The organism is Lachnospiraceae bacterium GAM79, assembly GCA_020735665.1.
In the GTDB taxonomy this organism is placed as follows: Bacteria; Bacillota; Clostridia; order Lachnospirales; family Lachnospiraceae; genus Coprococcus.
The window spans coordinates 1,038,526-1,053,245 of record CP085928.1 but is presented as its reverse complement, the minus strand read 5'-3'; the positions used below and the strand labels follow the sequence as shown (position 1 = coordinate 1,053,245).

10 protein-coding genes are annotated in these 14,720 nt (G+C 40.8%); 1 reads left to right on the top strand and 9 read right to left on the bottom strand.

All coding sequences use genetic code 11. From position 1 onward, the window contains the following. Positions 1 to 103: 103 nt before the first annotated feature. From LK416_04620 to rpsO, 6 genes are all read right to left on the bottom strand, one after another. The gene (locus tag LK416_04620; GenBank protein ID UEA75470.1) at positions 104 to 2,806 is read right to left on the bottom strand and encodes a DNA translocase FtsK; all 2,703 of its coding nucleotides are present in this window, start codon (positions 2,804 to 2,806) and stop codon (positions 104 to 106) included. A 26-nt stretch (positions 2,807 to 2,832) separates the two neighbouring features. After that, positions 2,833 to 3,708: an undecaprenyl-diphosphate phosphatase gene (locus tag LK416_04615; GenBank protein UEA75469.1), complete on the bottom strand. Its 876-nt coding sequence runs from the start codon at positions 3,706 to 3,708 to the stop codon at positions 2,833 to 2,835. A 125-nt stretch (positions 3,709 to 3,833) separates the two neighbouring features. Continuing rightward, complete coding sequence (locus LK416_04610) at positions 3,834 to 4,493, bottom strand: ATP-dependent Clp protease proteolytic subunit (GenBank protein UEA75468.1); 660 nt, start codon at positions 4,491 to 4,493, stop codon at positions 3,834 to 3,836. Between the two features lie 168 nt (positions 4,494 to 4,661). Beyond that, positions 4,662 to 7,058: a N,N'-diacetylchitobiose phosphorylase gene (locus LK416_04605; GenBank protein UEA75467.1), complete on the bottom strand. Its 2,397-nt coding sequence runs from the start codon at positions 7,056 to 7,058 to the stop codon at positions 4,662 to 4,664. 33 nt (positions 7,059 to 7,091) lie between these two features. Further along, positions 7,092 to 9,194, bottom strand: coding sequence for a polyribonucleotide nucleotidyltransferase (locus tag LK416_04600; GenBank protein UEA75466.1), 2,103 nt, complete (start codon positions 9,192 to 9,194; stop codon positions 7,092 to 7,094). A gap of 231 nt (positions 9,195 to 9,425) precedes the next feature. Next, positions 9,426 to 9,692, bottom strand: coding sequence for a 30S ribosomal protein S15 (rpsO, locus tag LK416_04595; GenBank protein ID UEA75465.1), 267 nt, complete (start codon positions 9,690 to 9,692; stop codon positions 9,426 to 9,428). Between the two features lie 354 nt (positions 9,693 to 10,046). Here rpsO and aroC point away from each other — a divergent pair, with 354 nt between their 5' ends. Next, the gene (gene aroC, locus LK416_04590; GenBank protein ID UEA75464.1) at positions 10,047 to 11,144 is read left to right on the top strand and encodes a chorismate synthase; all 1,098 of its coding nucleotides are present in this window, start codon (positions 10,047 to 10,049) and stop codon (positions 11,142 to 11,144) included. A 229-nt stretch (positions 11,145 to 11,373) separates the two neighbouring features. Here aroC and LK416_04585 read toward each other — a convergent pair whose 3' ends face one another. Genes LK416_04585 through LK416_04575 form a run of 3 tightly spaced genes read right to left on the bottom strand, consistent with a single transcriptional unit; the run spans position 11,374 to position 14,710 of the window. Then, on the bottom strand, positions 11,374 to 12,771 hold the full coding sequence (locus LK416_04585; GenBank protein ID UEA75463.1) for a hypothetical protein: 1,398 nt from the start codon (positions 12,769 to 12,771) through the stop codon (positions 11,374 to 11,376). Further along, entirely contained in the window at positions 12,749 to 13,426 is a 678-nt protein-coding gene (locus tag LK416_04580; GenBank protein UEA75462.1) for an ABC transporter ATP-binding protein, read from the bottom strand. Before LK416_04580 ends, LK416_04585 begins: the two co-directional genes overlap by 23 nt. Then, complete coding sequence (locus LK416_04575; GenBank protein ID UEA75461.1) at positions 13,427 to 14,710, bottom strand: ABC transporter permease; 1,284 nt, start codon at positions 14,708 to 14,710, stop codon at positions 13,427 to 13,429. Between the last annotated feature and the right edge of the window lie 10 nt (positions 14,711 to 14,720).

The window sequence follows — 14,720 nt, the reverse complement described above, 5'->3', positions numbered from 1 at the left end:
TCCTCCCTGAGTGTAATTTTATCCTATATCAGGTAAAATCTGCCTATGCACGCTATATCCCTTCACCGGCATTTTCCCTGTATAAATATCATTTGAATCTGTATTATAGATTATTATCTATATATTCGTCAAATTCTTCCTGCGTCATAAGTATCTTTCTTGCCTTTGTGCCCTCCTCCGGGCCTACAACCCCGGCACCTGCAAGCTGATCCATGATACGTGCCGCACGGTTAAAGCCAATCTTAAACGCGCGCTGCAGCATTCCGATCGAGGCCTTTTCTTTATCAATGATAAAGCGTCCGGCTTCTACAAAATAATCATCCTTATCACTTCCACCGCTCATACCGGGTGCACCGGCCGCTCCGGTCTGTGTAATAGACTTAGATATATCATCATCATAAGTTCCGACACCGTTCTGTTTCTTCAGATACTCCACAACGGCTGACACTTCTTCATCCGAAACAAAAGCTCCCTGCACACGAACCGGTTTGGGATAACCGGTCGGATAGAATAACATATCACCCTTACCAAGAAGCTTCTCTGCACCATTCATATCTAAGATGGTTCTGGAATCTACACCGGATGATACAGCAAATGCAATTCTCGACGGAACATTTGCCTTGATCAGACCGGTAATAACATCTACCGATGGGCGCTGAGTTGCTATAACCAGATGGATACCTGCCGCTCTGGCAAGCTGTGACAGACGGACAATCGCATCTTCCACTTCTCCGTGAGCAACCATCATCAGATCGGCAAGCTCGTCCACGATCACAACGATCGTCGGCATCTTCTTTAGCTTCTCATCATCTACTGATCCGGAAGCAAGTGCCTGTTCTACTTTGTCATTATATCCCTGTATATTTCTGACTCCACATTCTGCGAACATCTGATATCTTCTGGTCATTTCCTCTACTGCCCAGTTAAGTGCGCCGGATGCCTTCTTAGGATCGGTTACAACCGGGATCAGCAGATGCGGGATGCCATTATAACAGGCAAGCTCAACCATCTTCGGATCGATCATGATCAGTTTTACTTCTTCCGGTTTTGCCTTATATAAGATACTCATGATCAGCGTATTGATACAGACCGATTTACCGGAACCTGTCGCACCGGCGATCAGAAGGTGCGGCATCTTGGCAATATCCGTAACGATAACCTGTCCACTGATATCTTTACCGACTGCAAACGCGATCTTAGATTTGGAATTCTTGAAATTATCCGATTCCACCAGTTCACGGAATGCAACGATTGAATTTTCTTTGTTTGGCACTTCGATTCCGATTGCTGCCTTACCGGGGATCGGGGCTTCGATACGAATATCCGCAGCTGCAAGATTTAACTTAATATCATCGGCAAGACCAAGGATCTTACTGACCTTCACGCCCTGCTCCGGCTGCATCTCAAACCGGGTAACCGCCGGTCCGCAGCTATAATTTGTGATCGTAACATTAACACCGAAGTTTTCCAATGTATTCTTCAGCTTGATCGCTGTAGAGCGTACCTGTGCATCCCGGTTCGCATTGTGATTCTTCGGCGGCTGTGCCAGAAGATTGGGTCCCGGAAATTTATACTTCGCTCCCTCTTTATAGTTCTTCTGTCCGGGCTTGTCTGCCGCCGGTGCAGGCTTCTTCACCGTCTGAGAGTTCTCTGCCTTTCCTGTCACACTGGAAAATGCAGAATCCATATCCGGATCATAATCATCCGGTATCACACTGACAACCTCCGGATGCTCATTTCCATTGATCGCACCGGAAAGAACATCTTCCTCATCATCAAATTCAGCATCAAAAATGTCTTTTGTCTGCTGAACAGGAATCTCCTGTGTATCACCCATAGGAACTGCCGACGAAACACCGGCTGCCGTTTTCACAGAAGCAGGCTCTGATTTTCTCCTGCTCTTTGTAACCGACGTTTTCTTCGAAAACGATACCGGTATCTGTTCTTCTCTTTCATCATGAAGTACAATCTTCTCTACATCATTATTAAATGTAAGGAAATCGTCATCCGGTACATTTATTTCATGGATCTCATCCTCATTCTCAAAGAAGTCTTTCGCTTTACCCTTATGTTTTTCATCGCTTTCATAAACTTTCAGATTCTCAAGCCTTACCTGATTGTTTGCAGACTTTTTCTTATTCTTCTTGACCGGTCTGTGTTCCTGCTCCGGTTCTTCATACTCTTCTTCCCTGTAAAAACTGTTGATCAGATTCTTAAAGGTATCAATCACAGAGATTCCTGTGATCAGAACAAACATAACAAGCGCACCAAGTATAATTACCAATGTTACACCCACAATACCGATCGTATTCCGGAAGATAAAGAACAGACCGCCACAGATAATTCCACCGCCCATATGCTCCTTATATCCATCCAGATATAACTGTTTTACCGATAAATAATCAGTTGTGAAGATCATCTGGCTGATCATCGATATGATCATCAGAACCACACCGATATAGATTACTTCATTTCTGACCTTTTTATTGCCCAAATTGGAAATAACAAATGCCGATGATATAAAAAGATACACCGGGAATATGTACTCAGCAAATCCGATCACCCCAAACAGAAACCCGGACATTGCATCGCCGACCTTTCCACATTTGCCAAAGTTAGCGATCATCAAAAATATGGAAAAAGCAAGAATGACTAAAAGGATTACTTCCAGACGTACTTCCCTGTTATCTTCTTCTATCTGCTGTTCCATCTGCTTTTTTGATGTATTGGGGTTTGATACTGTATTTGACCTTTTAGCTGTACTATTTTTCTTTCCCGTCCCATTTTTCTTTCTGGTTTCAGCCATTTTCTTCTCCCACTTACTTACTTAAATTAACGTACAAAATAATAAACAACAGATATCACACCTGCGCATAAACAATAGATGGAATATCCTTTGAATTTATTGTTCTTTACTGATTTCAGCATCACTTTGATACAAAGGAAGCCTACAACGCCCGCAACGATCATACCGCTCACATAATTCAGGATCTCTGACCCGGTAAGACTTGCTCCTGCCAGATCCGGAATCTGAAGAATACATGCTCCAAGGATTGTCGGAATCGACATGATGAATGAATATTTTACTGCAAATTCTCTGTTGAATCCACATGCCAGACCTGCTGTAATCGTAGAACCCGATCTGGAAATACCGGGAAGAGTTGCAATACCCTGCGCCAGACCGATAAATAACGAATTCTTATATGTAGCCTCTGCAGGTCCTTTATTACCCTTCTGAACACGATCAGCAATAAATAAGATCACAGATGTGATACAGAGACAAAATCCCGGAACTAATAAAGTATTTCCGGCATTTTCAATCTTGCTCTCAAACGGAAGTGCGATCACCATAGTTACAAGTGTTGATAAAATAACAAGCATTACAAATTTACGGTATTCCGTTTCAATGATCTTACGATATGGTTTCTTCTCCTTGGAAAACAGATTTGCAAAAAATCTCCCTACATTGCAGCAGGCAAGACCGATAATAGTAAATCCTTCTACAATCAGTTCAACAATATCCTTCCAATACACAATAAAGATGGCAACCAACGTACCAAAATGAAGTAGAATATCAAACATGATACCTGTATCTGTATTTACATGAAACATGTTCTTAAAAATTGCGAGATGTCCTGAGCTGCTGACGGGAAGAAACTCGGTTGCTCCCTGAATGATTCCCATAATGATTGATTCTAATAGTGACATAATTGCTCCGATCTGCTGTATGAACCAGCACTGTTTTATTATTTTTCTCTATCTATACCGTTTTTCTATGTACTGGCCAAAAGCCGTAAAAAAACGAACCATCAGCCTATTTTACTATCATTCCATCAATTTATCAAGTCATAGAGTATGTTTAATGCATCCGATACTCCTCCTATCCGGTCAATAATGCCGCATTTGACTGCTTCTTTTCCGACGAGAACCGAACCGATATCTTTGGATAATTCCTGTGTATTGAACATGATCGATCTTAATGAGTCTTCATCGATCTTGGAATGGCAGGACGTAAACTGTATGATTCGATCCTGCATCCGTTCGATATATTCGTAATTTTGTCTCACACCTAATACGGTATCAGACACTCTGAGAGGATGTACGACCATTGTTGCTGTCGGTACGATAAATGATACATCACCCGATACCGCAAGCGGCACACCGATCGAATGACTTCCTCCAAGCACCAGTGTAACAACCGGTTTGCTGATCGATGCCAGCATCTCTGCTATTGCAAGACCAGCTTCTACATCCCCGCCCACTGTATTTAATAATACGAGTACACCTTTGATGCTCTCATCATCCTGAACAACCGCAAGCTCCGGCAATACATGCTCATATTTTGTAGTCTTGGTATCAGATGGCAGACTGACATGCCCCTCAATCTCCCCGATGATATCAAGTAACAATATATTATATTTTTCTTTGTTTCCATTTATGATGATCTGACCATTTTCTACAATGAGGTCCTGTCTTTTTAATTCCTGATCCATATAAACGACTTCCTTTCTTATCGTCAGAAATGTTCCGCCTGTATAAATAGAATATCATTTTTGCTTTTCCATTCAACCATAACTTTTTTGCAAAAAAATAACAGGCAGGAAGATTTTTTCATTTCTTCCTGCCTATTGTTTGATACTTTATATGAAATTATTCATAAATTACATAACGAGTGTAATCTCATTTACATCATCCAGTTCATCAAACCGAATGTAGTTATCTTCCATTACCTTTCCATTTACAGTCATGCTCTGGCAGCCACTTTCATGTCCGTCCGGATTTGTAACATGAATATTTAACTTCTTACCACGATAGTTCTTTGTGATATCGAACTCTTTCCAGTCAGATGGTACTGCAGGCGCGATCTTAATTCCATAGAAATCAGGACGCATACCCATGATACCTTCAACACATCCAACCATACAGGTAGATGCTGTTCCTGTCAGCCAGTGAACATGGGAACGGCCTTCATAAGGACTTCCAACTGACTCCGTGAACTGACCATGGCAGTAAGGCTCTAACTTACGAACCTCGGCCTTATCATTCATAGACGCCGGTGAACTCTCGTCAAAGTATTCAAATGCACGATTACCATGTCCCATCAATGCTTCAGCAAGGATGATCCAGCCCTGTGGCTGTGAAAAGATACCTGCATTCTCCTTTGTTCCTGCATTGAACAGAAGCATTAATGCTCCGTCAAACGCATGCTCCTTATATGGCGGGAACATCAGTCTGACACCATATGGTGTATTTAATTCTCTGTGAACAGATTCCAATGCAAGCTCGCTCTGTTCTCTGGTAGCAAGGCCACTGATAACTGCCCATGACTGAGGGTTCAGCCACATGCTTGCTTCAGGATCATTCTTGGAACCGATCACCATACCGCCCTCTTTATATCCACGGATATAACGGTCATCCTCCCAGCACTTCTCCTGAATGGTGTTACCCATCTTATACTGGATCTCATTGATATAGTCAATATAATCTGCATCATCTTTTAACTCTGCAAAATACTTAATTACAGTCATTGCATAATAAAGCTGCATTGCTACAAATGTAGACTCTCCACGCTTGCCAAGTCTTAAGCAGTCGTTCCAATCCGCATGAAGTCCTGCAGGCATTCCATTGTCACCCAGACGGTTCATAGAGAAGTCGATTGCTCTCTTCAAATGCTCGTATACAGTTCCTTCATCCTTATTTGCAAATGGGATAACCTCATCTATAAAGCCGATATTACCTGACTCTGCGATATATTTGTAAATGGTCGGGAATAACCATAATGCATCATCTGCACGATATGCAGGATGTCCGGTCTCTTTTACATAAGATGGATCATCTGGTGTATCCTCATGACCAGGGTTGTGTGTGTACTTAACCAGCGGAAGTCCGCCACCATTATCTACCTGAGCGGATAACATGAAACGAATCTTTTCCAGTGCCATTTCCGGTGCAAGATGGATGATACCCTGAATATCCTGTACGGTATCTCTGTAGCCATAACCGTTTCTCAGACCACAGTATGTAAAGGATGCAGCTCTTGACCAGATAAAGGTCATAAAGCACTGATAAGAATTCCATGTATTGATCATGTTGTTAAATGACTCGCTTGGTGTCTTAACCTGGAAATTATCTAACTTGCCATGCCAGTAATCGATCAGCTCCTGAAGCTCTGCAGCGCAGGTCTTCTCATCTTCATAGGCTTTCATGATCTCATTTGCTGTAGCTTCATCCTTCATGCCAAGAATAAATGAAAATGTCTTTGATTCGCCCGGCTCAAGTGTGATCTTTGTCTGAAGTGCACCACAGGAATTCTCGTTATAATTTAATTTATTACCACAGTCACCATTGATAACAGCAATCGGATCAGCATATGTGTGATACATACCAAGGAATTCTTCTTTATCTCCACAGTAAGAAGCAACTTCACTGCCTGCAAGTCCGAAGAAACGCTTGTTTACAGCATTTCCATCCACTGAATCATTCACTACATTCTCATTGATCACCTGAAGGATTTTCTGATCTCTGTAGTAGGTTCTTGAAATAAATAATGTATACTGTAAGTTTACCTGATCCTGCTCATAGTTGCAGTCGTTTGTAAATTCACAGAAACCGATCGCAGACAGATGTCTGGTCTTATTGGATTTGTTTGTAAGAGTTACATTCCATACCTCATGTGTCTTATCCAGCGGTACATAATAAAGTACCTCAGAATGGATACCGGAATAATCTGCCATGATATTGGTATAAGCAGTTCCGTGATGACACTCGCTCTTATACTCATCCAGGCTCTTGCCTACCGGCTGCCAGGATGCTGACCAGAAATCTGAAGTATCGTCATCCCTTAAGTATACATATCTTCCAGGTTGATCAAAGCTGTTGAAGATGTAACGGATGATTCTTCCGTTTGCACCGCTCTTTTCAAAGCTGTAACCGCCTGCATTATTAGAGATGATCGCACCATAGGCAGGCGAACCAAGGTAGTTCGCCCAAGGTGCAGGAGTATCCGGTCTGTCTATTACATATTCTTTTCTGGTTTCATCAAAATGTCCGTATTTCACACACATACCCTCCCGTATAATTTTTGTATTTATTTATTTATTCTCAACATCCTTTAAGCTGAGACTGATACGTCCAGCTCTTTCATCGATCTTGATAACCTTAACAACAACATCGTCGCCTACATTTACAACGTCTTCTACCTTTGCAACTCTCTTGTCAGAAAGCTTTGAAATGTGGATCAGACCATCTTTGTTTGGTGCAAGTGAAACGATCGCACCGCAGTCAAGGATCTTAACAACCTTACCCTTGTAGTCATCACCAACAACAAGCGGCTCAACGATCATCTTGATCATGTTCATAGCCTTGTCCATGCTCTCCTGCTCAACACCGCATACAGATACATTGCCGTCATCATCGATATCGATCTTAACGCCTGTCTCCTCGATAATCGTATTGATCGTCTTTCCTCTCTGACCGATTACTTCACCGATCTTATCAGGATCGATCTTGATCTGAACGATCTTTGGAGCAAATTCATTAACATGTGTTCTTGGTGCAGGAATTGCACTGCTCATAACGCCATCCATAATGAATAATCTTGCTTCTCTTGTTCTTGCGATAGCTTCTTCTACAATCGGTCTTGTCAGTCCGTGGATCTTGATATCCATCTGGATTGCTGTGATACCCTTATAAGTACCTGTTACCTTGAAGTCCATATCTCCGAAGAAATCTTCCAGACCCTGAATATCTGTTAATACTACATAATCATCATCTGTATCGCCTGTAACCAGACCACAGGAAATACCTGCAACCATTGACTTTAATGGTACACCGGCAGCCATCAGTGACATACAGGATGCACAGGTAGATGCCATGGAAGTAGAACCATTTGACTCAAATGTCTCGGATACGGCACGGATCGCATATGGGAACTCTTCTACAGATGGTAATACAGGAAGTAATGCACGCTCAGCAAGTGCACCATGTCCGATCTCACGACGTCCCGGTCCTCTGGATACCTTTGTCTCACCTACAGAATATGATGGGAAATTATAATGATGCATATATCTCTTAGATACTACATTCTCATCTAAGCCATCGATCTTCTGGATCTCTGATAATGGAGCCAGAGTTACGATATCGCAGATCTGTGTCTGTCCACGAGTGAACATTGCAGAACCATGTACTCTAGGGATGATATCAACCTCTGCAGCAAGTGGTCTGATCTGGTTGATCGCACGTCCATCCGGTCTCTTACGATCTTTTAAGATCATCTTTCTTACTGTCTTCTTCTGATACTGATATAATGCTTCAGGAATCAGAGCAAGCCATTCTTCATTGTCAGCAAATGCTTCTTCGAATTTCTCTCTGATCTGTCTGATATTTTCTTCTCTTACCTGCTTCTCGTCTGTAAATACAGCAACTTCCATCTCAGCAGGAGTTACGATCTCTTTCATAGCTGCAAATAATTCTTCCGGAATTGCACAGCTTACATAATCATGCTTTGGCTTACCAACTTCTTCTACCATCTTGTTGATGAATTCAATGATAGAAAGGTTTACATCATGTGCCTTGTAGATTGCTTCGATCATCTTGTCCTCAGGGATCTCATTTGCACCAGCCTCGATCATGATAACCTTTGTGCTTGTAGATGCAACTGTAAGCTTCAGATCACCCTCGTCCCACTGTTTCTGGGATGGGTTAATGATGAATTCTCCATCGATCATACCAACCTGTGTCATTGCACATGGTCCGCAGAATGGAACATCTGAAATAGCTGTTGCAATTGCAGAACCAAGCATGGCAACCAGCTCCGGTCTGCACTCAGGGTCAACAGATGTAACAAGGTTGTTTAATGTAACATCATTTCTGTAATCCTTAGGGAATAACGGACGCATCGGACGGTCGATAACACGAGATGTAAGTACTGCATTCTCAGATGCTTTTCCCTCTCTCTTGTTGAATCCGCCTGGGATCTTTCCTACTGCATACATCTTCTCTTCATATTCAACGCTTAATGGGAAGAAGTCGATTCCGTCTCTTGGTTTCTCGGATGCAGTAATTGTTGATAATACAGTTGTATCACCATAATGCATAAATGCGGCGCCGTTTGCCTGTGCTGCTACTCTGCCGATATCAACACGAAGTGTCTTGCCAGCAATGTCCATAGAATAAGTCTTGAATTCTTTGCTCATTTTCTTTTCTCCTGTTTTTCTGTTATTAACCGCAGCAGGCTCGAAACAACTACAAGACGCACCTTATAGATACAGCTTGTAGAAGTCTCGAATTGCCATGCCGCAATCTCTTAAAGTTTAGCATACTCATATGTCAAATACAAGATTGAATCAAAAAAAACAGGTCAAAAAAAAACAGGTCATCCCAACATACATCGGAACAACCTGTCTTTCTTATCTGTGATGCAGAAATTATTTTCTTAAGCCAAGGCTCTCGATCAGCTTTCTGTAACGCTCAATGTCTTTGCTCTTTAAGTAAGCAAGCATGTTTCTTCTCTGACCAACCATCTTTAACAGACCACGATTTGAGTGGTGATCCTTAGGATTAGCCTTGAAGTGCTGGTTTAAGTCATTGATTCTTGCTGTAAGAAGTGCGATCTGTACTTCTGCTGAACCTGTGTCATTTGCATCCTTGCCGTACTTAGCAACGATTTCCTGTTTCTGCTCTTTTGTTATCATAATAACAATCCTCCATAATATTATACTTGGCCTGAACTGGGTAAAAGGACGGAGACTCCTTAAACTAAGTACAGGCTGACCTTTGTCAGACTACCACACTTTCAAAGGTGTGTCAACTTTAAAATCAAGGTTTTCCGTGTTTTCTGTGTTTTTCACAGCACAAATAGCATTTTTTGTTTTTCAACTGCTATATAAAAAGCATTTTCTGTTGCTTTTTGTTTTTCAACTACTATATAATAGCATCGTGATGGTATGGAGAGCAATATAAATATACTGTTCTTCCGGCATCTGACACAGATACATCAAATGCAACATGCCGTCTGTGTTTATTCTACATAAAGGAGATAACATATTATGTCAGGTTCAACATTTGGAAATAAATTCAAGATCACTACATGGGGGGAATCCCACGGAAAAGCACTCGGTGTTGTCGTTGACGGCTGTCCTGCCGGTCTTCCGCTCACCGAGGATGATATTCAGGTATACTTAAACCGCAGACGTCCGGGCTTCTCCCAGTTCTCAACGCCAAGAAAGGAATCCGATCAGATAGAGATCCTTTCCGGTGTATTCGAGGGAAAGACCACCGGCACTCCGATCTCACTGATGGTTCGGAACACCTCCCAGCGCTCCGGTGATTATGGGGATATCGCTACCTACTATCGTCCGGGACATGCTGATTATACCTTCGATCAGAAATATGGTTTTCGTGATTACCGTGGTGGTGGCCGTTCCTCCGGCAGAGAAACGATCGGCAGAGTTGCTGCCGGTGCGATCGCTGCAAAGATCTTAAAGACATTGAATATCTCATTTACAACCTATGTCTCATCGATTGGTGATATCGTATCCGACCCTGTCGACTTTGATGCAGACTATATCTCAAAGAATGAGCTGAACATGCCGGATGCAAAAAGCTACGAAGCTGCATCTGCATATCTTTCTGATATCATGGCACAAAATGATTCGATCGGTTCTACTGTCAAGTGTATCGTATCCGGTGTTCCGGCAGGTCTGGGTGATCCGGTCTTTGATAAATTAGATGCAAATCTCGCCAAAGCCCTTATGTCGATCGGTGCTGTGAAAGCGGTTGAGATCGGGGATGGCGTCATGGTATCCGAAAATACCGGTTCTTATGATAATGACGGTTTCCATATCGAAGATGGTGTTATAAATAAGAACTCGAACCATGCCGGCGGCATCCTTGGCGGAATCAGCGACGGTTCTGATCTGTTACTCACCTGCCATTTCAAGGCAACGCCATCGATAGCCAGCACGCAGAAAACGATCAACAAATCCGGTGAAAATATCGATGTATCGATCCGTGGCAGACATGACCCGATCATCGGTCCCCGTGCTGTAGTCGTTGTAGAATCTATGGCTGCGATCACGATCGTGAATGCGCTGTTTGATAATATGTCCGCAAGAATGGACAAGCTGGTGGAGTTCTATAAATAGTGGAGGGCTTTCCTCTACAGCATGGGATTCCCTACATACAACCAAACTGCCCTATACAGATAACTTGTTGCGATTTCTATTCGATGCATATGCCTGATTCGTAATACTCCTGTGTTAACTCACCTACGGATCAAACAAGCATTTGTATTTACTGGCAATATACATCGAAAAACGAAATCTTCACAATGTTATTCTATATAGGGCAGTTGTATTTTGTATATCTGGAATATTATTTTATTTCTACAAATCTTCCATTTCTTGCATCCAGTAGAATAAGCTGATCTGGAACCTGTAACTGCGCATCAATATTTGCCAAAAGCCATACAGGAATATAACAATATCCCTCCTCTGTTTCTTCTAAATAGTATGTTAGTTCTACATGATTAAATGCAATTTGCGAATATGACGCACCATGCTTTTTGATGTATTCCGGCAAGCCATTTTTCAAGGCTTCCATAATCTCATCCCACGTTAAAAGCTGTTCCACTTTTTTCGCTTTTTCATCCTGTTTCACCGGCATTACACAACCAATGCCAACCACACCTTTCGAAGATATTACAATGCGTAATATTGAACCATTTGTCATAATGCTTGATTGGCTGTCATTTCTGTTGTCATATTGGCCTGCTATACTTTCTACATAATACAAATCTGACACAAAAGGAGTAACTTGTTCAATTTTCGGAAGAAATGTTATAGAATATCCATCACACAAAAGTACTTCTTCCTCTGTTTCACCCTTTATATAGGATACACAAAATGGTTCTACACATCCCGTATCAACAGGCAATGAGACACATGCACCAGCATAGCCCAAAGCGGTATCTATCGCTTCCTCTATTGTTTTACTACATCGATTCCCGGCTGAAAGATCTTCTTCATTTTCACTATAATTCAAAAGATCCGAATACAGCAACTCATTTTCAGACAAGATATCTGTCGGTTGAACAAATCCATATCCGTTATCAATCTCAAAAAATTTCTCCATTGAATTCTCCGGATACAACATTAGTTCAAAGGATTCACAATAGTCTTCGTTTCCATAAAATGTAAGAAGATATTTTTGATCGTTAATCATACCAATGTACTGATCCGCCGAAAAATCAATATTCTTTTCTCTTATCTCCTGTGCAGTTTTTTTCTGTTGCTCTAGCTCCTCAATACTCGCCTGGTAATATTGTTTATAAAAGGTATCCGAAATATTTTGCTTGTTTTTGCAATATTGGATTTGTTCATCACATTCAGATATTAATGGGGTGCCATCATATATATACAGGACTGTTTCGCCAAATATTGCTTCTGAAATCTTCTTTTTGTATGATGCATCCAGTCTCTCTCTGCTGCACTTCATTGTATAAAGTTGTTCTACATCTGGAATACAGACAGACTTATCTGATATCAATATTGCTTGTAAGTCGGCATCTTCTGTTTTCATCTTGCAATCGATGCTTTGCGGTACCTTCATTTTTTTCCCTAATTCACTATTTTGAACTTCTCCCTGTATCGACATTTCCTCCTGATCCAGCACAAACATATCATCACTTTCTTTTTTTTCACAACCTGAAAGCAATATAACAATTCCGCCTATCAATAATAAATATTTTTTAATTCTTTTTTGTATCAGCAACAATCTTTCCATCCTCAATCTGTATTATACGATCAGCATGTTCTGCTATATCCATATCATGTGTTACAATTATCAAGGTCTTTCCCTGCTCATGCAGTCCTTCTAAAAGTTCCATAACCTTAATGCCTGAGTTTTTATCCAGAGAACCTGTCGGTTCATCCGCAAGTACAACAGGAGTATCCATAACCAAAGCTCTGGCAATTGCACACCGCTGTTGTTCCCCACCCGAAAGTTCACTTGGCTTTTTCTTATACAAATCCTGAATTCCAACCTGCATCAATGCGGAAAGAACTTTTTTCTTACGTTCTTTCTTCTCTATTCCCTTTGCCAAAAGCGGTACTTCGACATTTTCATATACACTATACTGATTCAATAGTGCAAATCGTTGGAATACAAAGCTCACATATTCCTTTCGAAACAAATGAAGCGCATGAGAATTCATTTTGCTAACATTCTTTTCATCATACAGATACTGACCATCTGTTGTCTGATCCATCCCACCTATGATATTTAAAAGTGTACTTTTTCCCGATCCGGATGTTCCAATAATTGCAACATATTCTCCATTTTCTATAGTCAGGTCTATCCCATTCAACGCAGGATATTCTGTCCTGCCATTTTTGTATATTTTTTTTGCTTCTTTTAATTGAATCATTTATTTTCCTCCAAGTAATTCCGCCGGAGATATTTTCTTTAACAGAATTGACGGTACAATACAGACCAAAAGAACAAGCAATATCCCTATCATTCCAATCGTCAAGATTAACCGACTGTAAATCGTATTCTTCAACATATAAAATGTCATATTCTCTACCATAATGTTCGCTGCCAGTTTACCGGCTATTACGCACGTCATAATCAGAATTGCAATGATCATTTTTTTTATATTATCGATCAATACCATCTTTATAATATCTCTATGCGATAACCCATAAGCAAGAAGTATCCCAAACTCTCTTCTCTGTGCCAATATCGTGTTAATTTCAAAGCACGACAGAATCAAACACACAATCACAGTGACATACACAAATAACCCAGTCATTTCTTTTCTTTCTGATTCCCTGCTCATATTATCCAGATATTTTTCTACACTATTGATGTAAAATTCTACATCCGGGTTCAAATTTAACGCATCCAGATAACTTTGAACATCATCAAATGAATAACCATCTTTTAATGTAAAAAAACAATTATATGTATTGTCCATTTCTGAATTTAAAATTATCAAAATGCTATAATCAAGTATTTGATAGGGTATCGCATTCTGGTCTTCCGGATACATGTTCATCAGATCATCACTATTTGGAGCTAATACACTGTTCTTCTTCAGAATCCCCTCTACAACATAAACCTCTTCTCCATGTATAAGGCGGGTTCCCGGCTGCACTTTATCTTTATAACGATACCCCAGATAGATTGGAATCGCGTCACCATATAAAGCATAATCAATCTCAGAAGGACATCTGCCTTGCAGCAGATCAATTTTCATCATATCCCACGCTCCAGCGTCTAGCCAGGTAGTTTCCAAACTTTTCCCCTGTATTGCATATCCGGGATCATAAACATTCTTTTTTTGTATATCTTGCAGTAATTTCAAGTCTTCATCTCTGTATTCCGATGCATCATATTCGATACGCCAGTCTCCGGATATTGCCAGTGAACCATTTCCCCATCCAGATGAACATGCATCTATGCCACTAAAACTTTTAACAACTTTCAAAAGATTAAAATTTGAATTATACTGAATATCTGAAGGATTCCCTTCAATACTTATGCTTCCTAATGTTTTTATTTCTTTTCGTATAGAACGCTCTACCGACTTCTTCGTATCTGTTTCAAGACTGACAAAATACACCAGAAGTCCAATTATTGTAATTCCAACAATATATAGAATAACATTAAAAAAACTTCGAATTCCTTGTTTCCATTCATTATCCAACGTGATTTTC

Coding starts and splice junctions, on each gene's coding strand:
- LK416_04620 (UEA75470.1), bottom strand. CDS start 2,806: ATGGCTGAAACCAGAAAGAAAAATGGGACGGGAAAGAAAAATAGTACA.
- LK416_04615 (UEA75469.1), bottom strand. CDS start 3,708: ATGTCACTATTAGAATCAATCATTATGGGAATCATTCAGGGAGCAACC.
- LK416_04610 (UEA75468.1), bottom strand. CDS start 4,493: ATGGATCAGGAATTAAAAAGACAGGACCTCATTGTAGAAAATGGTCAG.
- LK416_04600 (UEA75466.1), bottom strand. CDS start 9,194: ATGAGCAAAGAATTCAAGACTTATTCTATGGACATTGCTGGCAAGACA.
- rpsO (UEA75465.1), bottom strand. CDS start 9,692: ATGATAACAAAAGAGCAGAAACAGGAAATCGTTGCTAAGTACGGCAAG.
- aroC (UEA75464.1), top strand. CDS start 10,047: ATGTCAGGTTCAACATTTGGAAATAAATTCAAGATCACTACATGGGGG.
- LK416_04580 (UEA75462.1), bottom strand. CDS start 13,426: ATGATTCAATTAAAAGAAGCAAAAAAAATATACAAAAATGGCAGGACA.